Source organism: Nocardia sp. NPDC004151 (assembly GCF_042874235.1).
Classification (GTDB): Bacteria; Actinomycetota; Actinomycetes; order Mycobacteriales; family Mycobacteriaceae; genus Nocardia.
The window spans coordinates 104,964-123,470 of sequence record NZ_JBIAMR010000012.1 but is presented as its reverse complement, the minus strand read 5'-3'; the positions used below and the strand labels follow the sequence as shown (position 1 = coordinate 123,470).

Annotated in this window: 16 protein-coding genes; 9 read left to right on the top strand and 7 right to left on the bottom strand. The window is 71.0% G+C overall.

The features are described from left to right. Positions 1–12 precede the first annotated feature (12 nt). The 5 genes from ACFYTS_RS25430 (at position 13) to ACFYTS_RS25410 (ending at position 4,620) form a co-directional block, all read left to right on the top strand. Complete coding sequence (locus ACFYTS_RS25430) at positions 13–450, top strand: SRPBCC family protein (RefSeq protein ID WP_387307619.1); 438 nt, start codon at positions 13–15, stop codon at positions 448–450. Then, the gene (locus ACFYTS_RS25425; protein ID WP_387307791.1) at positions 447–1,838 is read left to right on the top strand and encodes an ArsA-related P-loop ATPase; all 1,392 of its coding nucleotides are present in this window, start codon (positions 447–449) and stop codon (positions 1,836–1,838) included. Before ACFYTS_RS25430 ends, ACFYTS_RS25425 begins: the two co-directional genes overlap by 4 nt. After that, the gene (locus tag ACFYTS_RS25420; protein ID WP_387307617.1) at positions 1,835–2,719 is read left to right on the top strand and encodes a hypothetical protein; all 885 of its coding nucleotides are present in this window, start codon (positions 1,835–1,837) and stop codon (positions 2,717–2,719) included. The genes ACFYTS_RS25425 and ACFYTS_RS25420 overlap by 4 nt, the downstream gene beginning before the upstream one ends. Next, positions 2,716–3,720 (top strand): ROK family glucokinase, encoded by a 1,005-nt coding sequence (locus ACFYTS_RS25415; protein WP_357286657.1) that lies wholly within the window; start codon positions 2,716–2,718, stop codon positions 3,718–3,720. Before ACFYTS_RS25420 ends, ACFYTS_RS25415 begins: the two co-directional genes overlap by 4 nt. A 174-nt stretch (positions 3,721–3,894) precedes the next feature. Next, a complete protein-coding gene (locus ACFYTS_RS25410) occupies positions 3,895–4,620 on the top strand; it encodes a lysophospholipid acyltransferase family protein (protein ID WP_357286660.1) in 726 nt (241 codons plus the stop codon). Positions 4,621–4,787: 167 nt separating this feature from the next. Here the strand turns inward: ACFYTS_RS25410 and ACFYTS_RS25405 are convergent, their stop codons facing one another. Then, positions 4,788–5,303 (bottom strand): polyadenylate-specific 3'-exoribonuclease AS, encoded by a 516-nt coding sequence (locus tag ACFYTS_RS25405; protein ID WP_387307614.1) that lies wholly within the window; start codon positions 5,301–5,303, stop codon positions 4,788–4,790. A gap of 152 nt (positions 5,304–5,455) precedes the next feature. Here ACFYTS_RS25405 and ACFYTS_RS25400 point away from each other — a divergent pair, with 152 nt between their 5' ends. After that, the gene (locus tag ACFYTS_RS25400; RefSeq protein WP_357094978.1) at positions 5,456–6,844 is read left to right on the top strand and encodes a class II 3-deoxy-7-phosphoheptulonate synthase; all 1,389 of its coding nucleotides are present in this window, start codon (positions 5,456–5,458) and stop codon (positions 6,842–6,844) included. Positions 6,845–7,051: 207 nt separating this feature from the next. On the opposite strand, the gene pknB is transcribed toward ACFYTS_RS25400, so the two are convergent. Beyond that, the gene (gene pknB / locus ACFYTS_RS25395; protein ID WP_387307612.1) at positions 7,052–9,079 is read right to left on the bottom strand and encodes a Stk1 family PASTA domain-containing Ser/Thr kinase; all 2,028 of its coding nucleotides are present in this window, start codon (positions 9,077–9,079) and stop codon (positions 7,052–7,054) included. Between the two features lie 108 nt (positions 9,080–9,187). Between pknB and ACFYTS_RS25390 the strand changes: the two genes are divergently transcribed. Further along, positions 9,188–9,556, top strand: a complete 369-nt coding sequence (locus ACFYTS_RS25390; protein ID WP_357286669.1) for an Rv2175c family DNA-binding protein — start codon at positions 9,188–9,190, stop codon at positions 9,554–9,556. Between the two features lie 137 nt (positions 9,557–9,693). On the opposite strand, the gene ACFYTS_RS25385 is transcribed toward ACFYTS_RS25390, so the two are convergent. From ACFYTS_RS25385 to ACFYTS_RS25370, 4 genes are all read right to left on the bottom strand, one after another. Then, positions 9,694–10,635 carry a phytoene/squalene synthase family protein gene (locus ACFYTS_RS25385; RefSeq protein WP_357286672.1) on the bottom strand — a complete coding sequence of 314 codons (942 nt, stop codon included), beginning with the start codon at positions 10,633–10,635 and terminating at the stop codon, positions 9,694–9,696. Next, entirely contained in the window at positions 10,635–12,197 is a 1,563-nt protein-coding gene (locus ACFYTS_RS25380) for an alpha-(1->6)-mannopyranosyltransferase A (RefSeq protein ID WP_357286721.1), read from the bottom strand. Before ACFYTS_RS25380 ends, ACFYTS_RS25385 begins: the two co-directional genes overlap by 1 nt. 183 nt (positions 12,198–12,380) lie before the next feature. After that, positions 12,381–13,994 carry a phytoene desaturase family protein gene (crtI, locus tag ACFYTS_RS25375; protein ID WP_387307609.1) on the bottom strand — a complete coding sequence of 538 codons (1,614 nt, stop codon included), beginning with the start codon at positions 13,992–13,994 and terminating at the stop codon, positions 12,381–12,383. 38 nt (positions 13,995–14,032) lie between these two features. Then, positions 14,033–15,184, bottom strand: coding sequence for a polyprenyl synthetase family protein (locus ACFYTS_RS25370; protein WP_387307789.1), 1,152 nt, complete (start codon positions 15,182–15,184; stop codon positions 14,033–14,035). Positions 15,185–15,401: 217 nt separating this feature from the next. On the opposite strand from ACFYTS_RS25370, the gene ACFYTS_RS25365 reads away from it, so the two are divergent. Continuing rightward, positions 15,402–16,400: a methylenetetrahydrofolate reductase gene (locus ACFYTS_RS25365; RefSeq protein ID WP_387307607.1), complete on the top strand. Its 999-nt coding sequence runs from the start codon at positions 15,402–15,404 to the stop codon at positions 16,398–16,400. A gap of 113 nt (positions 16,401–16,513) precedes the next feature. After that, positions 16,514–17,347 (top strand): hypothetical protein, encoded by an 834-nt coding sequence (locus ACFYTS_RS25360; protein ID WP_387307605.1) that lies wholly within the window; start codon positions 16,514–16,516, stop codon positions 17,345–17,347. 7 nt (positions 17,348–17,354) lie between these two features. Here the strand turns inward: ACFYTS_RS25360 and ACFYTS_RS25355 are convergent, their stop codons facing one another. Beyond that, complete coding sequence (locus ACFYTS_RS25355) at positions 17,355–18,497, bottom strand: glycosyltransferase (RefSeq protein WP_387307604.1); 1,143 nt, start codon at positions 18,495–18,497, stop codon at positions 17,355–17,357. Positions 18,498–18,507 lie beyond the last annotated feature (10 nt).

Genomic DNA, 18,507 nt, shown 5'->3' with positions numbered 1-18,507 from the left:
GCGTTGCCGCCCATGGCCGATCGAACTCAGCGGTCGATCGTGATCGACGCCCCCTCGGACCGAGTGATGGCCGTCATCGCCGACCTGGAGTCGTATCCGGAATGGGTCTCCGCGGTCCGCTCGGTCGAGGTCCTCGACAAACTACCCGACGGCCGGGCCCGCACCGCGCGCTTCGTGCTGGACGCCGGGGTCGTCAAGGACACCTACACGCTGGCCTACACCTGGCGGCCCGACGGCCGCGCGGTCAGCTGGAGCCTGGTCGCCGGGGAGCTGCAGAAGGCGCAGGACGGCACCTACGAACTGATCGCCCTGCCCGACGGCACCACCCAGGTGGTCTACGAGCTGACCGTCGACCTGAACATCCCGATGATCGGCATGTTCAAACGCAAGGCGGAGAAGGTCATCACCGACACCGCCCTCAAGGAACTCAAGAAACGGGTCGAAGGCTGACCGCCGGCGGTACCGAACGCCCGACCCGCCCCGCCGCCCGAGTCGAGCTGTTCATCGGCAAGGGCGGCGTCGGAAAGACCACCCTCGCCTGTGCGACCGCGATCGCCTACGCGCGGACCGGGCGGCGCGTGCTGCTGGCCTCCCTCGATCAGGCGCATTCCCTGGGCGACGCGCTCGGCTACCGGCTGCGGCACGGCGCGAAACCGGCGGTGGCCAGTGTGCCGCTGCCCGTGTTCGCCACGGCCGCACCGGATCTCGCGAGCGACCCCGAGGCCACCGATCCGGGGCTGCCGGTGATCGGGTCCGCCGCCGCGCCGACCCTCGATGTCATCGAGGTGGATTCGCTGGCGCTGCTGGAGGATCGGTTCCGGCAGGTGCTGATGATGGCCTCCGGCGCCGGGCACGAGCACGGATTCGATCTGGGCGCACTGGATCCCGCCGAACTCACCGGGCTGCCCGGGGTGCAGGAACTGCTGGCGCTGCTGGAGATCACGCAGTTCGCGAAGGACAAGCGGTGGGACGTGATCGTGCTGGACTGCCCGCCCTCGGCGGACATGCTGCGCATCGTCACCGCCCCCGACACCCTGCTCGGCTATCTGGAACGGGTGTGGCCCGCGCACTCTCGCACCATGGAGGCCATCGGCGCCGACTTCCGCAAGGCGGTGCTGGCGGTGACCGTCGAGCAGATCGTGGAGGCGGTGACCGAAGCCCGTGACCTGCTGGCGGATCGGACCCGCACCGGCGCGCGCCTGGTGACCGTCGCCGAACAGGTGGCGGTGGCGGAATCGGCGCGGGTGCGCTCGGCCGCGGCACTGCTGGGCCTGCGTTTGGACGCGGTGCTGGTCAACAAGGTGCTGCCGGAGATGCCGGAGCCGCATCCGGCCGCGCCGCCGCATCCGGCCGTGCAGTGGTACTTCAACCGGCGCGGTGAGCAACTCGACGTGGTGACCGAGCTGCGCAAGCGGTTGCGCGGGGTTCCGGTGCAGGTGGTGGGGCATGCCGGGACCGAACCGGTGGGGTTGGGCTCGCTGGCCGCACTGTCCTACGCGGTGGACGCGAGTGGTAACTGGGTGGGATGGCGTCCGGTCCCTATGCTTGGCACAGATGCGGACGGGGAGCCGCCCGTCGCCGCGGAACCGGTGGTCCGGCTCGAGTCCGGGGCGGGGGTGGCTTCGGTGTTCGCGATGCGCATGCATCTGCCGGTGGTCGATGCGTCGACACTGCGGCTGGGACGAGTGGAGGACGATTTGATCGTGGGAGCGGACGGGGTCCGGCGGCGATTGCGGCTGGCCCCGGTATTGCGGCGGTGCACGGTCGACGCCGCCGAACTCGACGGCGACCACCTGGTGATCCGCTTCCGGCCCGACCCGCAGGTCTGGCCGAAATGACGACTACGCACCACCCGCGCCCCGGCCAACCGGACGAGAACCTCGGCGAATTCGCCGAGGAGCTACGGCTACTCGCCGAAGCCCTGCTCGAACGCGTGGAACCGGTGCTGCGCCGCACCGCCTCCGACGGGCGCACCGAATGGTCCAGTTGCAGTTGGTGCCCGGTGTGCGCGGCCGCCGCGATCGTGCGCGGCGAGCACCACGACGTGGTGGCCGCCATCGCCGAACACGGCACCGCCATCGTGACCGTGCTGCGCGAGGCGCTCGCCGGGGTGCCGGTGGACCCGGTGATCCCGCCGGATCTGGATCCGGAATCGCCGGAATATCAAGCCTGGCACCGGTATTCGCACGGGACCGGAACCGGGTCCGGTGCAGGCGATCTGCCGTTCGCCGACGCCTACGCGAACGCCCGCGGCGAACACGACGGGAAGGACGGGCCGGGCGAGGGACCCGAGTCCACGGCGAGCGCAGCCGAATCCGCCGGCCACCACGGCGCGGCCGCGAACCTCGCGGCGGTGTTCGCGCGCTTCGTCGCGGGCGCGCAGGGTCGTGCCGCGGCCCGGGCCCACCACAGCGACGGGTCCGACGAACCGATGGGGCAGGGCCCCGGTGCCGCGCGCCGTCCCGAGGACCCGGACCCGGTGTCGGGCACGGGCTTTCGCGCCGCGAACGGTGCCGACGATCGGGTCGGGGCCGCGGCGCAACCGTTCGGGCCGCCGGTGGCACGCCCGGCCGACGACCCCGGCCGATCGGCTGATGCGGGCGGTCCCGCCGCGGGACCCTCCGGTCGTGAAGCCTCCGTGTCCGGCCGCGCCGCGCAGTCCGGGCGGCGGCCGGCACGCGGCAAGTATGTGCCCATCGACGTAACCATCAAGGCATGACGGGCGGTGTGGATGTGCCGTTGACCGTGGGTATCGATGTGGGCGGCACCAATATTCGGGCGTCGGTGGTGGACGGTGCGGGCGAGGTCCTCGACACCGTCACCGCGCCGACCCCGCATTCGGCGCGCGCCCTGGAGGACGGCCTGGCCCGCGCGGTGCGCGAACTGCGCGGCCGGCACGCCATCGGCGCGGTCGGGCTGGCCGTGGCGGGTTTCGTCGACGAGGACCGCGCCACCGTGCGTTTCGCCCCGCATCTGCCGTGGGAGGACGCCCCGGTCGCGCAGCGGCTCACCGATCGGCTCGGCCTGCCGGTGATCCTGGAACACGACGCCAATGCCGCGCTGTGGGCCGAGTACCGGTTCGGCGCGGCGGCGGGCGGGCGCAATGTGGTGCTGGTGGCCATCGGCACCGGCATCGGCGCGGCTCTCCTGATCAACGGCCAGCTGTATCGCGGAAGCTACGGCGTCGCACCGGAACTCGGGCATCTGCAGGTCGTCCCGAACGGCCGGGCCTGCGCGTGCGGCAAGCGTGGCTGCTGGGAACGGTATTGCAGCGGAACCGCTCTGGTCGACACCGCCCTGGAACTGCTGGCCACCGACCCGCAGCGCTCCACGGTGCTGGCGCGCGAGGCGGGCCGGGACCCGGGCTCGCTGACCGGTCGCCGGGTGGCGGGCGCGGCCCAGGACGGCGATCCGGTCGCCCTCGAGGTGATGGCGGACTTCGCACGCTGGCTCGGCCTGGGTCTGGCCTTCGTGAGCGACCTCTTCGATCCGGACCTGATCGTGGTGGCCGGCGGCGTCAGCAGTTCGGCCCCACTGTTCCTCGACGAGGCCCGCGAGCACTACGCCGGTTCCATCACCGGCGCCCGGCACCGCCGCCTGGCCCGTATCCGCACCGCCCAATTGGGTGAGGCCGCCGGCATGATCGGCGCGGCGGAACTGGCGCGCGCGGCGGTGCTCGCGAAGTCCGCCGCCGTGCCGGTCGCTCCGGCGCGCCGCTGATCCGTACCTGCTCACCGGGTTCCGCATTCCGGAGCATGGGACGTTCGTCCCGACATTGGAGAATCCGGTCACCACGGTTGGTTGCTCTCAGGTCTCAGCGGTAGGGTAGGCAAGCGAGTGGTGGTGCCCGCAATGAGGCCGGTCCCGGGTATCGAAAACAGGGGAAAGGACGCAATGTTCTACTGGCTGCTGAAGTTCGTCTTGGTGGGGCCGCTGATGCATCTCATCAACCGGCCCGAGGTCGAGGGCGTCGAGAACATTCCCCCGAAGGGTGCGGCCATTCTGGCCGGCAACCACCTATCGTTCACCGACTGGCTGTTCACCCCGCTGATGAGCCCTCGCCGGATCACCTACCTGGCCAAGGCCGAATACTTCACCACCCCCGGTCTCAAGGGTCGGCTGCAGAAGTTCTTCTTCTCCGGCACCGGCCAGTACCCCATCGATCGTTCCGGTGCGGACGCCGCCGAGTCGGCGCTCAACACCGCGCGCAAGCTGCTCGGTGAGGGCCGCCTGGTCGGCCTGTACCCCGAGGGCACTCGTTCGCCCGACGGCCGCCTCTACAAGGGCAAGACCGGTGTGGCACGCCTCGCCCTGGAGACCGGAGTGCCGGTGATCCCGGTCGCCCTGATCGGCACCGACGAGGTGTGCCCGCCCGGTCCGTTCCGCTGGCGGCCGCGCAAGGTGACCGTGAAGTTCGGTGCGCCCATCGACTTCTCGCGCTACGAGGGCATGGGCGGCAACCGCTTCGTCGAGCGCGCCGTCACCGACGAGATCATGTACGAGCTGATGCGGATGGGCGACCAGGAGTACGTGGACGTCTACGCCGCGAGCCTGAAGAAGGGCGTGCCCTCGGGCAGCCGCCCCGACGCCGATCGCGTCCCCGAAACGATGGCGGGCTGACCACCGCCACAACGCAGTTCGCGAACAGGCCCCCGGAGCTCAGCTCCGGGGGCCTGTTCGATGAAAGGTGACGACTGATTTCGCATCGGTCGCGGTAACTCACCGGGTACGGCCGGAATCGTTTCGGCTCCCACCCGCCGGCACGGGTCCGAGACGGTTGGCGGCTCTCAGAGGCCCGCTGAAGTCGCGGAGTGGCGGCGGAGTCGGTGGGCTTCGATGGCCTCGAACTTGGCCAGGTTGTGGCGGGCGTCGGCCAGCGCGTCGTGCGCGTCCTTCGGCACCGGCGGCAGCGGCGGGCGGCCGTGCTGGTCCCAGTGCTGGCGCAGTTCGTTGGTGTAGCGGGGCAGCGTGTTGGGCAGGTCCACCATGGAACCCCACAGCTGGCACAGCGCGACGTGGTCGTAGGCGCCGACCCAGGCCCACAGTTCGGGTTCCACGCTGGGGCGCGGGACCAGGAACTTGTAGAGGTCGTCGCGGATGCGCTGACGGGAACGCCACAGCGGCGAGGACGGCGCCGGTAGCTTCGGCAGCACATTGCGGCGGACGAACGGCCCGGCCTTCTCGGGGTCGAATTCGGTGGAGACCGCGTAGAACTCGCGTCCGTCCTCACAGACCACCGCGATGGAGACGAGGTCGATGACGGTGCCGTCCTCGATGAATTCCGAATCGTAAAAGTACCGCAATGAGATGGGTCTCTCCTCAGCTCGGGTCCGGGATGCTTCCGGGCAATGCGGTCCCAGCCTAAGCGGCCGCGCCACGCGGCCCGACCGCGGTGTGAGCAATTCAAGCCCTGGGGGTAGTCCGGTTCACCCGGAGCAATCCGTATTCTGAAACAGTGAACTGGACTGTCGACGTACCGATCGATCGCCTGCCGGAACTTCCTCCGCTGCCTGATGAGCTCCGTCGGCGTCTCGACGAGGCGCTCGCCAGACCGGCCCTGCAGCAGCCGTCCTGGGATCCCGAGCAGGCCGAGAAGATGCGCACCGTCCTCGAGAGCGTGCCGCCGATCTGCGTGCCCGCCGAGGTCGAGGAACTGCGCCTGCGCTTGGCCGAGGTAGCGCGCGGCGAGGCTTTCCTCATGCAGGGTGGTGACTGCGCGGAGACCTTCGCCGACAACACCGAACCCCACATCCGCGGCAATATCCGCACTCTGCTGCAGATGGCGGTGGTGCTCACCTACGGCGCGAGCCTGCCCGTGGTGAAGGTGGCGCGCATCGCGGGCCAGTACGCCAAACCCCGTTCCGCCGACGTCGATTCGCTGGGCCTCAAGTCCTACCGCGGCGACATGGTGAACTCGCTGGTCGCCGACGCCGGGCTGCGCGAGCACGACCCGTCGCGCCTGGTCCGCGCCTACGCCAACGCCTCCGCGGCGATGAACCTGGTGCGTTCGCTGACCTCGGCCGGGATGGCCGATCTGCACAAGGTGCACGACTGGAACCGCGAGTTCGTGGCGCAGTCCCCGGCCGGGGCCCGCTACGAGCAGATGGCCACCGAGATCGACCGCGCGCTGGCGTTCATGAAGGCTTGCCGGGTCAACGACCCCAACCTGTCCAGCGCCCGCCTCTACGCCAGCCACGAGGCGCTGGTGCTCGACTACGAGCGAGCCATGCTGCGCCTGAGCGAGCACCCCGTCACCGGGGAGCCGGTGCTCTACGACCTGTCGGCGCACTTCCTGTGGATCGGTGAGCGCACCCGTCAGCTCGACGGCGCGCACGTCGGGTTCGCCGAGCTGATCGCCAACCCGATCGGCCTCAAGATCGGCCCGAGCACCACGCCGCAGCAGGCCGTGGAGTACGTCGAGCGCCTGGACCCCAACAACGAGCCCGGCCGCCTGACCATCGTGGCCCGCATGGGCAACCAGAAGGTCCGCGACGTGCTGCCCCCGATCATCGAGAAGGTGCAGGCCACCGGCCACCAGGTGATCTGGCAGTGCGACCCCATGCACGGCAACACCCACGAGGCGTCCACCGGCTACAAGACCCGCCACTTCGACCGCATCGTCGACGAGGTGCAGGGCTTCTTCGAGGTGCACCACGCGCTGGGCACCCACCCGGGCGGCCTGCACATCGAGCTCACCGGTGAGAACGTCACCGAATGCCTCGGCGGCGCGCAGGACATCTCGGACCTCAACCTGGAGGAGCGCTACGAGACCGCGTGCGACCCGCGCCTGAACACCCAGCAGTCCCTCGAACTGGCCTTCCTGGTCGCGGAGATGCTGCGTTAGCCGGATGCGGCTTGCCGATCCGAGTGCCCGGACCACGTCAGCGGTCCGGGCACTCGCGTCTGTATCGCCTTGTCCAAGGCGACTATTGATCTCGTAACGGTTGGGGTGACTCGTCGGGTACGTCCAGAATCGGTTCGGTACTCACCGAGGTCCGGATGCGGGACGGTCAGCGGCGCTCAGCTGCCCGCTGAAGTCGAGGGGAGGCGGTTACGGTATCGCGACGATGGTGACGGTGGAACCGGGTTCGACCGCGTCGCCGGGGGCGATGCTCTGCGAGATGACGATCGAGCCGTCATTGCTGGCCAGCTGGCGCACGGTGACCGACAACCCCATTTGCTGGAGCTTGCCGCGCGCGGTACCGACATTGGCGCCCAGCAGATTCGGCATGTCGAGGGCGCTGTTGACGATGAGGACCACGCCGGAGCCGGATTCGGCGCTGGCGCCCGCGGCCGGATCGGTGCCGATCACCTGACCGGACTTGATCTTCGGATCGAACTGCTCGCGAGTGGAGCTGACGGTCAGCCCGGCCTTCTGCAGGGCGATCTTGGCCTCTTCCTGCGTCTTGCCGCGCAGGTCCGGCACCTTCACCGGCAGGGATCCCTTGCTGCGGTAGACCTTCACCTGGCCGTTGGCCGGTAGGACGGTGCCGGGCGCCGGATCCACCTTGGCGAGCGAGCCTTTCGGTGCGCTGCTGCCCACCTCGCCCGCGTCCACGGGAGTGAGCCCGGCGTCTCTGATGGCCTTGTTGACCGAGCTGACGTCCTGGCCGGGGCTCACGTCCGGAACCTTCGGCTTGCCGCTGGAGACCAGCACCGCGACCAGGGAGCCCTTGGTGACGCGGGTGCCCGCGGGCGGATCGGTGCCGACCACATTGCCGACCGGGATCATGTCGGAGGGCTTGTTTCGGGTCTCGGTCTCGAAGCCCGCGTCCTTCAGCGTCGCGACCGCGCGCTGGGTGTCCATGCCGGCGATGGTGGGCACCGGCGAGTAGCGCCCGACGCCCAGCCACCAGCCGCCGATGCCCAGCAGCACCGCCAGCGCGACCACGATGCTCAGCCACACGACGACCCGGCGCCGCGACTTGCCGCGATCCTCGATCAGATCCGAGCCGGGGTGCTGGGTGCCCGGCGGCGGGGCGTAGTCGTGCTGCCGGTACTCGGCCGGGATCTCGCGCGCCGCGGTCATGACCCGGGTGTGCTGGGGCTGCTGAGTCGGCGCGAACACGGTCGGCGGGTCGGCCGGGAGCCGGGTGGTGGCATCGGCCTGGAACCGGGTGGTCTGGTCGGCCGCGCCCGGAATCGGCCGCGACGGGGGATGCGCGGGGCCGCGCGGGGCGGGCGTGGGCCCGACCCGGTACTTGGCGCTGAGGTGTTCGGCGGATTCGGTCGGCGCGGGCACCCGGTAGTCCGGCAGTTGCAGTTCGCGGGCGACGCGGCGCAGTTCGTCGGCCATCTCGGTGGCGTTGGAGAACCGGTGCATGGGTTCGCGGGCGGTGGCGTGCGCGACCAGCTCGTCGATCTCGGTGGGCACGCCGCCGATCAGGCGGCCGGGCGCGGGCACGTCCTTCTCGACCCGCTGCAGGGCGATCGAGAGCGAGTTGTCGCCGGTGAACGGGGTTCGGCCGGTGAGCATTTCGAAGATCAGGACGCCCGCGGAGTAGACGTCGCTGCGGGCGTCGGCGCTGCCGCTGGTGACTTGCTCGGGGGAGAGGTAGGCGGCGGTGCCGAGAATGACGCTGTCGGAGGTGATCTTGGCCTCGGCGACGGCGCGCACCAGACCGAAGTCGGCGATCTTCACCTCGCCGGAGTCGGAGATGAGCACGTTCTCCGGCTTGATGTCGCGGTGCACCAGTCCGGCCGCGTGGGCCACGCCGATGGCGTAGAGCACGGGTTCGGCGACGGCGCGCACCGCGTGCGGGGGCATGGGGCCGCGTTCGCGCAGCAGTTCGCGCAGGGTGCCGCCCTCGACCAGTTCCATGATGAGGAACGGGTGGTCACCGTCCACGCCCTGGTCGTAGACCGCCACCAGGGAGGGGTGTTTGAGTTTGGCCACCGCTCTCGCCTCGAGTTCGAAGCGAGTGAGGAATTGCGGGTCGGAGGCGAACTTCGGGTCCATCACCTTGATGGCGACCGGTCGGTCCAACCGGGTGTCCACCCCTCGGAACACCATGGACATACCGCCACGCGCGATCGGCGCGTCGATGCGGTAGCGCCCTTCCAGCATCTGGCCGATCAACTGCGACCCTTCCGATTTTCGTCGATGCCGCCCAGCGCGGCTCACCCGATGGTAGCCGCGTCGGGGTGTGATGCGACTGTGGCGACGCGAGAGACTACCGTGGTCGGCGTGAGTGCCTTTCCTTGCAGCGAAGACGTCCTGCCGGATTCGGTGACCCTGATCCCGCTGCCCGACGTGGCCGAGCAGCTGGGCATGGTGGTGACCCGGGTCCATCAGATGCTGCGTGACCATCAGATCATCGCGGTCCGCCGCGACGGTATCGCCGGAGTCCCGAAGGAGTTCTTCGACTCCACCGGCGCCGTCGCCAAGCACCTGACCGGTCTGATCACGGTCATGCGTGACGGCAAGTACACCGACGAGGAAATCCTCGAGTGGATCTACACCGAGGACGAGACCCTGCCCGGCCGTCCCATCGACGCCATCCACGGGCCGCTGGCCCGCGAAGTGATCCGCCGCGCCGCCGCGGATCCCTTCTGACATAGCGCCACTCCGCGCGCGGTGCTCGAGGCACCGCGCGCGGTCCGATGCCCACGGCGCCAACTGATTCAGCGCCGGATGGATAACTCCTCGGGAACGTCCGAAAGCCGACCATCATCTACCGCCGGTCCGGCCGGTTACCGGTGGGGCTCGCCCAAGGTCGGCAAGAGCCGCGAAGAGGCGGACAAGCATTCGCGTGCCGCGACCCGGAGCCGGCGGTGCTGGGGGACGACCGCGCGGCTCGTGAAGACCGCGTAGTCGGCGCGCTCGATCTCGTCGAGGATGCCGCCGTAGAGCGTGGCCGCCGTCCGGATGGCCGGGCGCACGCGCGGGGCCAGCAGCTCGATACCCGGGGTGGCGCGACGGTAGACACCCCTGTTGATCGCGATCAGATGCGCGAGCGCACGCCGCACCCGCGGCTCGGTCCGGCCCGATTCGCGGCAGTGGAACAGCAATTCGTCGTCCACGCCGAAGGCCGCCAGTTCGTCGGCGGGCAGATACACCCGGCCGCGGCCCAGGTCCTCGCCGACGTCGCGCAGGAAGTTGGTGAGCTGGAAGGCTTCCCCGAGCGCGGCCGCGGCCGGTTCGGCCTCGGCGACCGGGACGACGGTGCCCAGCACCGGCAGCAGTTGCAGCCCGATGGCGGCCGCCGAGCCGCGCATGTAGTCCTCGAGTTCGCCCATGGTGGGGTAGCGGTCTCGGTATTGGGGCGCGCCCGGAATGTCCATGCGCATGGAGTCGAGGAACACCCAGAAGTGTTCGGCGGCAATCGAATACCGGCGGATGGTATCGGAGACCGCGAGCAGCACCCGCTGTTCGCGGCTGTCACCCGGTTCGGTGGGCGCGTCGGCCAGGCGGGCCCGCAGTTCGTGTTCGATCCGGTCGAGCCGGGCCGCGGATTCGGCGGCGCGGCTGGGCGCGTCGCTCGCGTCGACGATGTCGTCGACCAGGCGGGCGAAGGCGTACAGCGCGTGCACGGCCGGTCTTCGCTCGGGTTCCAGCAGCCGGGTCGCGAGGAAGTAGGTGCGTCCGTGGGCGGCGGCGATGCGGCGGCAGTCGCGGTAGGCGCGGTCCAGCATCACGCGGGGCTGGGCGCGGGCGCGCCGCCGAACTGATCGGAATGCGGGCGTCCGGCACGCAGTTTCAGCGGATCCACCTTGCACAGCGAGACCGCCGCCACCACGGCGGCGACGATCGCGAGGGTGCCGTGCACGTAGTCGGACACGGGTGCGCCGTCGGGTTGGAAGATCAGCATGAGCCAGGTACACAGCCCGACCAGGACCTGCAATGTCCGGGTGGAGAGCGCGAAGCCCGCGGCCAGGGCCAACGGCCACGAGTAGTACCAGGGCAGCGCGGCGGGGGACAGGATCACGATGGCCACGAACGCGACCAGAATGCCGAGCACGGCCTCCTTCTCGCTGTTCTTGAACCGCCACCACGCCCACACCAGGATGGCGACCATGGCGATCGCGCACAGCATGCGCGTCCACGGCAGCACCTTGTCCATCGGCAGCGGCGTCACCCAGGTGACGACGTGGGCCATGATGGTCGGCAGCGAGAGCCAGTTGATGATCTTCTTGGAGCCCGACAGCGCGGTGAGCCAGCCGATCTGGTGATCGCGCAGCCCGGTCGCGAAGGTGGCGACGGCGAACACGGCCGCGAACACCGCCACGCCCAGCGCGCCGATCTTGGCGAAGGTGCGCAGTGGATGCGGCAGTTCGCCCTCGTGCTGGGCGGCGCGGCGTTCGCGTTCGTGAATCATCCAGATCCACACCAGGAATGGCAGCGCCACGCCCGCGGTCGCCTTCACGGCGACGCCGATGGCGACCACCACGATGCCCGCGGCGTGATGGTGTTCGAGCACCAGCGCGATGCCGGCGGCCATCAGGCCGACCATGAGCATCTCGTTGTGCACGCCGCCGATGAGGTGGATCAGCACCAGCGGGTTGAGCACGGCCAGCCACAGCGCGGTGGTGGGCTTGCCGCCCAGATGCTTGGTCAGGTGCGGGACCGCCCACACCATGAGCGCCAGCCCGGGCAGCATGACCAGCCGCAGCGCGATGGTTCCGGCCACCACGTTGTCACCGGTGATGGTGGTGATGGCGCGCCCGATGAGCAGGAAGACCGGCCCGTAGGGCGCGGTGGTGGTGGTCCAGACGGGGCTGACATTGTCGAGCAGGACCGCGGCGTTGGCCTTCAACTCCACGGGCCCGTACAGGTACGGGTTGATGTTGTCGCGCAGCATCGCGCCCTGCGCCAGATACGAGTAGGCGTCGCGGCTGAACATGGGGACCGCGAACAGCAGCGGGAAGGTCCAGACGCCGACGATGCCGCGCAATTCGTTGAGCGTGACCGAGGCGCCGGGCTGGCCGCCGATCACGATGCGCCCCAGCCGGACCCACGCGGTGATCATGGCGATCACGCCGAGCCATACGAACATCGACGACAGCACCAGGCCGTGCCCGAACCGCAGCCACGAGAGGTGCATGGCCTCGAGCAATGGATCGCTGCGCCGCACGCCGCCCGCGCCGAAGCCGCCGAAGGTGATCAGCAGGGCGCCGAAGAAGCCGAGCGTGGCCGCGTGTCCCTCGGGGGTGCGGGCGAAGTCGGCCGCGTGGCGCACCCGGTTTTGCCAGCTCATCCGGGCGCTCGGAGACGGAACGTCCGGATCTGCGGCATCGGCGGTGCTCGGGGCGCCGGCGGGACGCGTGGCGACAGCGCCGGTGTCGGGGGTGGCTGCGTCCACATCGGGGGTCGGCATAGGCGGTCGTTCCCCCCGGAAAGGTCAGCGGCGGCAGCCGCGTTGGTTCAGGACGCGGTCAGTCTAGTGCGTGTGCGCGGACGCCACCGCCCCGGTGTCGGCGGATCCGATACCGGCATGTCGTACGTCACCCGTGATGCGTGCCGCCGCCAGTCTGCCCGAAAGCAGCACGGTCGGCACGCCGACGCCGGGTACGGTGCCCGAGCCCGCGAGAACGACATTCGCGCGACCGGCCACCAGGTTCCGGGTCCGGAACGGCCCGGTCTGCCGGAACAGGTGCGCGGCCGAGAACGGGGTGCCCGCGAGCATGCCCTTGGCCCGCCAGGTGCGCGGGGTGTCGAGGTGGTCGACCCGGAAGTACCGCGAAATGCCTTGGTAGCCGCGCGCTTCCAGGATCTGGAGCAGTTCGCGCAGGTAGTGCGGGCCGAGTTCGTCCCAGGCCAGCGGCGCGGCATCCAGGTTCGGGCAGGGAGCGAGCAGCGAGAGCGGTTCGTAGCGGACCGTGTCGCGCAGGTGGCCGGCAGCGTCGATGTGCTGTTCGGGGCGGTCGATGTAGAGCGTCGGATCGGTGAGGGCGGGGCGGGTGAGCAGCAGCGACGGGTCGCTCATCAGCGCGCCGCGGCCGCGCCGGGCGGCGATCTCGGCGAAGGTCCGGTCCCATTCCGCGCCGAAGTCGATGGTGTGATGCGCCTGCACCGGCCAGGCGGCCGCCACCTCCGCGGGAATGGTGCCGTGCGCGACCACCGCGGACGGGGAGGCCCGCAGTCCGCGGCGGTGCCGCAGCCCGAACCTGGTCAGCGACCCGATGTCGGCGGTCACCACCAGGGCGTCGCAGTCGAAGACGCGGCCGTCGGCGGTGTGCGCGGCGGTGGCGCGGCGGCCCGTGTAGTCGACGCCGATCACCTCGGCGTTCAGTTCCAAGGTCCCGCCGGCGGCGGTGAACGCGCGGCTCAGCGCCGCGGCGATGGCCCGCATGCCGCCCTCGGGGTAGGTGACGCCCAGGCAGGTGTCCATGTACGGGATCGCGCCGTAGACGCCGAGCGCCTTGTTCGGAGCCATGCCCGCGAAGAGGGCTTGGAAGCTGAACAGCCGGGCGATGTCCGGGTCCCGGATCACGCGACCGACCTTGGGGCCGAGTCGCCCGAAGGCGCCGAGCCGCACGAGCCGCGCCAGCGCGGTCCGCTTCTCCGGAATCCGCACCATGTCCAGGGGCGACTCGAAGTTGGTGTCCATGAACTGCCGGAACTCGGCCTCGTACACGCCTCGCAGCCAGCCGCGCAGCCGCCGGTAGCGGCGGGCGGTGGCGGGTCCGCGCACTCGCGCGACTTCTTCGGCCATGCGCTCCTCGTCGGAGTAGACGCCGATCCGGGTGCCGTCGGCGAATCGCGCCCGATAGGCCGGGGCCATGTCGAGGATCGTCAGGTCGACCGATTCCCGGGTGTGCCCGACCACGCCGAGCGCCTCGTCGATGAGTTCGGGCAGCGTGAGAATCGTTGCCCCGGAGTCGATCTCGTAGTCCGGCCCGCGGTAGGACCCGACCCGGCCGCCGGGGCGGTCATCGCGTTCCAGCACGGTCACCTGTCGCCCGGCCGCCAGCAGGTGCAGCGCCGCGGCCAGCCCGGACAGTCCCGCGCCGATCACGACCACCCGATCGGTCGGTCCCGCAACCGTTTTCATGCCACCCTCCTGCGGCGTGCTGTCTGTCGGATCCGGCGTCAGTAGTGCCGCGCGGTGGCCGAGAGAGCCATGCCCCGCAGCTGCCGGGCCGCCTCCGGTGTCACGGTGCTGGCGTCCAGCGCGGTCAGGGCCTGCTCGGTGAGCGAGGCGATGCGCTGCTCGACGGCGTCGACAGCGCCGAGTTCGGTGAGGGCCGTGCGCAATTGGGCGACCTGCTCGGCGCTGAGGTCGGTGCCGAGGCTGGTGCGGATGAGCGCGGCGGTGGCGGGCGCGGTGGCGTCGGCGCGTCGCAGGGCCTCGGCGATGAGCACGGTGTGCTTGCCCTCGCGCAGGTCGTCGCCGGACGGCTTACCGGTGACGGCCGGATCGCCGAACACCCCGAGCAGGTCGTCGCGCAGCTGGAAGGCGATGCCGATATCGGTGCCGAATTCGCGGTAGGCGGCGATCACGTCGGGGGAGGCCCCGGCCAGCGCCGCGCCCATGTGCAGCGGGCGTTCGATGGTGTAGGCGGCGGTCTTGAACCGGTTGATCCGCAGCGCGGCCTCCACCGACTCGTCGCCGGCGGACTCGCCGTGGATGTCGAGCAGCTGGCCGCCCAGCACTTCGGTGCGCATGGCCGCCCAGACCGGAGCGAAGCGGGCGGCGGCGTCGGCGGGCAGCCCGGCGTCACGGGTCATGTCGTCGGCCCAGGCCAGGGCCAGGTCACCGATGAGGACGGCGACGCTGACGCCGTAGTGGTCGGCGTCACCGGTCCAGTGCTGGTCGCGGTGCCGCTGTTCGTAATCCACGTGCACGGTCGGGAAGCCGCGCCGGGTGCGCGAGGAGTCGATGATGTCGTCGTGGATGAGCGCGCACGCCTGCACCAGTTCCAGCGCCGAGCAGGCGGTGAGCACCGCGTCGGCGTCCGGGTCCTCGGGGCTGCGGCCCGCGCCCAGCCAGCCGGTCCAGGCGAAGGCGGGGCGGGTGCGCTTGCCGCCGCGAATGACGAAGTCCTCCAGGGCCGCGGCCGCGTCCACGAAGACGGGGCCGAGGGGTTCGACGATCGGTTCCCGGGTGCGGAAGAAGGCGGTGAGACGGTCCTCCACGGCGGCGACGAGTGATCCCGCGCCGACCGGGTGGCGGGTCGGGGTACCGGGTCCGGCGGACAGGGGAGCCTCCTTGGTGAGTGCGCGGCGCGGCGCGAGCGCGATTCCCCGGTGATCGGTCCCGGTGTGCGTGCGACGATGGCGAACGCCCCTATTGACCGGCCCGATCGCGCGGGCGTCAGGTCCGCGCGCGGGGTTCGCCCCCGACTCTACCGACCACCGGGTCGCGGCCGGGAATCGGTCGGGCCCGGTCCGGTCCCACCTGCTGGGATAGGCACAGGTCGGGGTCCGGGGCTCGGGTGCGGGCCCGTAAAATACTGGCGTGAGTTTCGACAATGTACGGGGATATTCGACCCCTGGCCGAGTTTCCCGCACACCTCATGTGTCCGGAACTCGCTCCGTGGTGCAGCAGCTGGGCCCACGTCCCGATGGGTCGGTTCCGTTCTCGGTCGAGTTCAATCCGCCGCGTGACGCAGCCGGCGAGGCGCGCCTGTGGCGGGCCGCCCGCGAGTTCGAGCGGCTGCATCCGGCGTTCGTGTCCATGACCTACGGCGCGGGCGGCTCCACCCGCGACCGCACCATCCGGGTCACCGGCGAGCTGGCGCGCGAGACCACGCTGCTGACCGTCGCCCACCTGACCGCGGTGGACCACTCGGTCGCCGAACTGCGCTCCATCGTCGGCGCCTACGCCGACTCGGGCATCCGCAATCTGCTGGTGCTGCGCGGCGATCCGCCGGGCGACGTGCTGGGCGAGTGGCTCAAGCACCCCGAGGGCGTCGAGTACGCCGAAGAGCTGGTGCGCATCGTGCGCGACCTGGGCGACTTCCACGTGGGCGTCGCCTCGTTCCCGCAGGGCCACCCGCGCTCCACCGACCTCGAGGACGACACCCGCTTCCTGGTGTCGAAGCTGCGCGCGGGCGCGGAGTATTCGATCACTCAGATGTTCTTCGACGTGGATCACTATCTGCGCCTGCGGGATCGGGCCATCGCGGCCGATCCGATCGAGGGCGCCAAGCCGATCATTCCCGAGCTCATGCCGGTCACCTCCCTGCGCACGGTCGAGCGCGCGGAGGAGCTGTCGGGGCGTCCGCTCCCGGCGAAGGTGATCGAGCGGCTGCGCAAGGCCGCGGGCACCGGGCCGGAGGAGGATCGCGCGGCGGTCCGGGCCGAGGGCATCCAGATCGCCACGGAGATGGCGCAACGCCTGATCTCCGAGGGCGCGCCCTGCCTGCATTTCATCACCCTGAATTTCGCCAAGGCCACCAGCGAAGTGCTGGCGAACCTGGGCTATTCGGTCTCGGCCGCTCCGGCCAACGCCTGAACCGACCGGTTCGCCTCGCGAATCTGGTCCGGCATGCCGGAGCAAATGACCGGAATGCGCTGGTCAGCGGAGTACCTTCCCCTCACGACTCGTGACCTCGAGGGGAGCCCTTCATGTCCGTGTTCCACCACATCGTCCGGGCGGCCGGCGCTGTCAGCGCCTGCGCCGTGCTCGCCGCCGCCGGACCGGCAACCCTGGCGGGACCTGCCGCCGCGGCCCCGGCGCAGGCCGATACCGGCGCCGCCACCGTCGCCGCGGTGAGCCCCGAGGCCGCCGCCGCGCTGGCCGCCATCACCGCGGTGAAGGAGACCACCGGCCGCGCCGACGCCACCGCCCGCCCCGACACCACCGGCCGGTCCGATACCGCCGGGCCGGCGGCCGCTCCGACGGACTGGCTGTCGGCCTACGGTCAGGCCGTCGAAGGACTCCAGACCTTGGGCATCAAGCCCTTCCTGTACCCGACCGCCGCGCCGTTCTGCCTCGGCGGCACCACGCTGGGCCTGGCTCCCGCCATGGCGGGCAGCATCCCGGGCCCGTGGCCGCACTACGCGATCTCCATTCCCGGCCTGGATCTTTCGGCCGTCAAGGCGGGCCAGGCCATGTTCGCGTTCGTGCCCTACGGCATCGCCCCCGACGGCGCGGACACCTCCGGCATGCAGGTCGCCTGGTTCAACACCACCACCGGCCGCGGCGGCCTGGTGCCGATGGGCCCGCTGAACCAGGTGCTCAATGCCATGATCCCGCCGCAGGTCCCGGCCGAGCTGCGGCCCATGGTCGAACAGGCCGTGCACGACTACTTCACCGCGGCCCTGCCGGTCGGCGGCGTCCGCGCGGTTCCGGTGAACACCGGGTCGGGCACGGTGCTGGCGGCCATGTTCGGCACGGTCCGCAATGGCGACGCCACCTGCTTCTTCCTGCCGACCATCGGGATGACGCCGGTTCCCTGATCGGGACTCAGCCGACGGTCCGGCCCTTCCAGCGCAGCGCGCGGGTGCGATGTGCGCGGTGGGACCGGGCCGACAGGGCCAGGTAGGCGGCGACCGAGAACGGGTGTGCCAGTGCCGCAAGGGCATCCGTGGCGTCGACCGGGCCGCCGTTCTCGGTGGAGCGGGCCAGCAGGCGGGCGGCGACCGCGGCGGTATAGCCGAGCAGTCCGATCCGGCGCACGCGTCCGCGCCCGCACACCGCCGCGATGGGTGGAACCCAGAAGGCCAGCGCCGCAATCGAACCGACCGCGAGACTGCCCGCGGGCCCGCCGTAGGCCGACCACAGCCAGCGGGTGTAGCCCTCGCTCACCTCGGCGGCGTCGCGGTACATGCGGGTCTCGGCGAGGGGCCCGGCCGCGACCAGTGCGGTGGGCCGGCCCGCGCGCCGCAGCTCGCGGGTGATGGCCAGATCCTCGGTGACGCTGTCCGCGACCGCGGCGTGCCCGCCGACGGCCCGGTAGGCGGCGGCGTCGAAGACCAGGAACTGCCCGCACGCCACGGCCATCGACGGCCGCCGGGTCCGATTCGCCGGCGCGACCGGCAGCGTCGAGGCCCACGACCAGCACAGCAGCGGCTGGACGAGGCGTTCGGCGGGGGAGACCGCGAGCTGACGGGGCCACGGGCAGAGCAGATCGGTTCGGGCCGACCGCAGTTCGCGGACCGCGGCCGACAGCGCGCCGGGCGCGAGCCGCACGTCGGCGTCGAGGAAGATCAGCACGCCGTCGGCGGTGTCGGCGAGTTCGGCCAGCCGGGCGCAGGCCGCGGTCTTGCCGGTCCAGCCGGGCGCCGGCTCGGTGTCGTTGCGGGAGAGCAGGAATCGGTGGTCGCCGCGGATGGCCGCGCGCGCCGCCTCGAGGGTGTCGTCGGTGGAGCCGTCGTCGAGCACGAGGACCCGCAGGCGCGGCAGATCGGGCTGGGCGCGCAGATCCGCGATGAGCTCGGGCAGCCGGTCGGCCTCGTCGCGGGCCGGGACGCAGACGGTGACCGGTTCGATGACGGTGGGCCCGCCGCGCCGCAGCCGGGGGAGGGTGAGGAGATTGGCGAGGGCCACCGATGCGCCGAAGGCGGCGACGGCGCTCGCGGCCGTCACCGCCTTCGGGGCAAGAGTCATGGGGTGAGTG

Bases quoted from the DNA above. Each gene is read 5' to 3' on its own strand.
- ACFYTS_RS25430 (WP_387307619.1), top strand. From the start codon at position 13: ATGGCCGATCGAACTCAGCGGTCGATCGTGATCGACGCCCCCTCGGAC.
- ACFYTS_RS25420 (WP_387307617.1), top strand. From the start codon at position 1,835: ATGACGACTACGCACCACCCGCGCCCCGGCCAACCGGACGAGAACCTC.
- ACFYTS_RS25415 (WP_357286657.1), top strand. From the start codon at position 2,716: ATGACGGGCGGTGTGGATGTGCCGTTGACCGTGGGTATCGATGTGGGC.
- ACFYTS_RS25410 (WP_357286660.1), top strand. From the start codon at position 3,895: ATGTTCTACTGGCTGCTGAAGTTCGTCTTGGTGGGGCCGCTGATGCAT.
- ACFYTS_RS25385 (WP_357286672.1), bottom strand. From the start codon at position 10,635: ATGCTGGACCGCGCCTACCGCGACTGCCGCCGCATCGCCGCCGCCCAC.
- ACFYTS_RS25380 (WP_357286721.1), bottom strand. From the start codon at position 12,197: ATGAGCTGGCAAAACCGGGTGCGCCACGCGGCCGACTTCGCCCGCACC.
- crtI (WP_387307609.1), bottom strand. From the start codon at position 13,994: ATGAAAACGGTTGCGGGACCGACCGATCGGGTGGTCGTGATCGGCGCG.
- ACFYTS_RS25360 (WP_387307605.1), top strand. From the start codon at position 16,514: ATGTCCGTGTTCCACCACATCGTCCGGGCGGCCGGCGCTGTCAGCGCC.
- ACFYTS_RS25355 (WP_387307604.1), bottom strand. From the start codon at position 18,497: ATGACTCTTGCCCCGAAGGCGGTGACGGCCGCGAGCGCCGTCGCCGCC.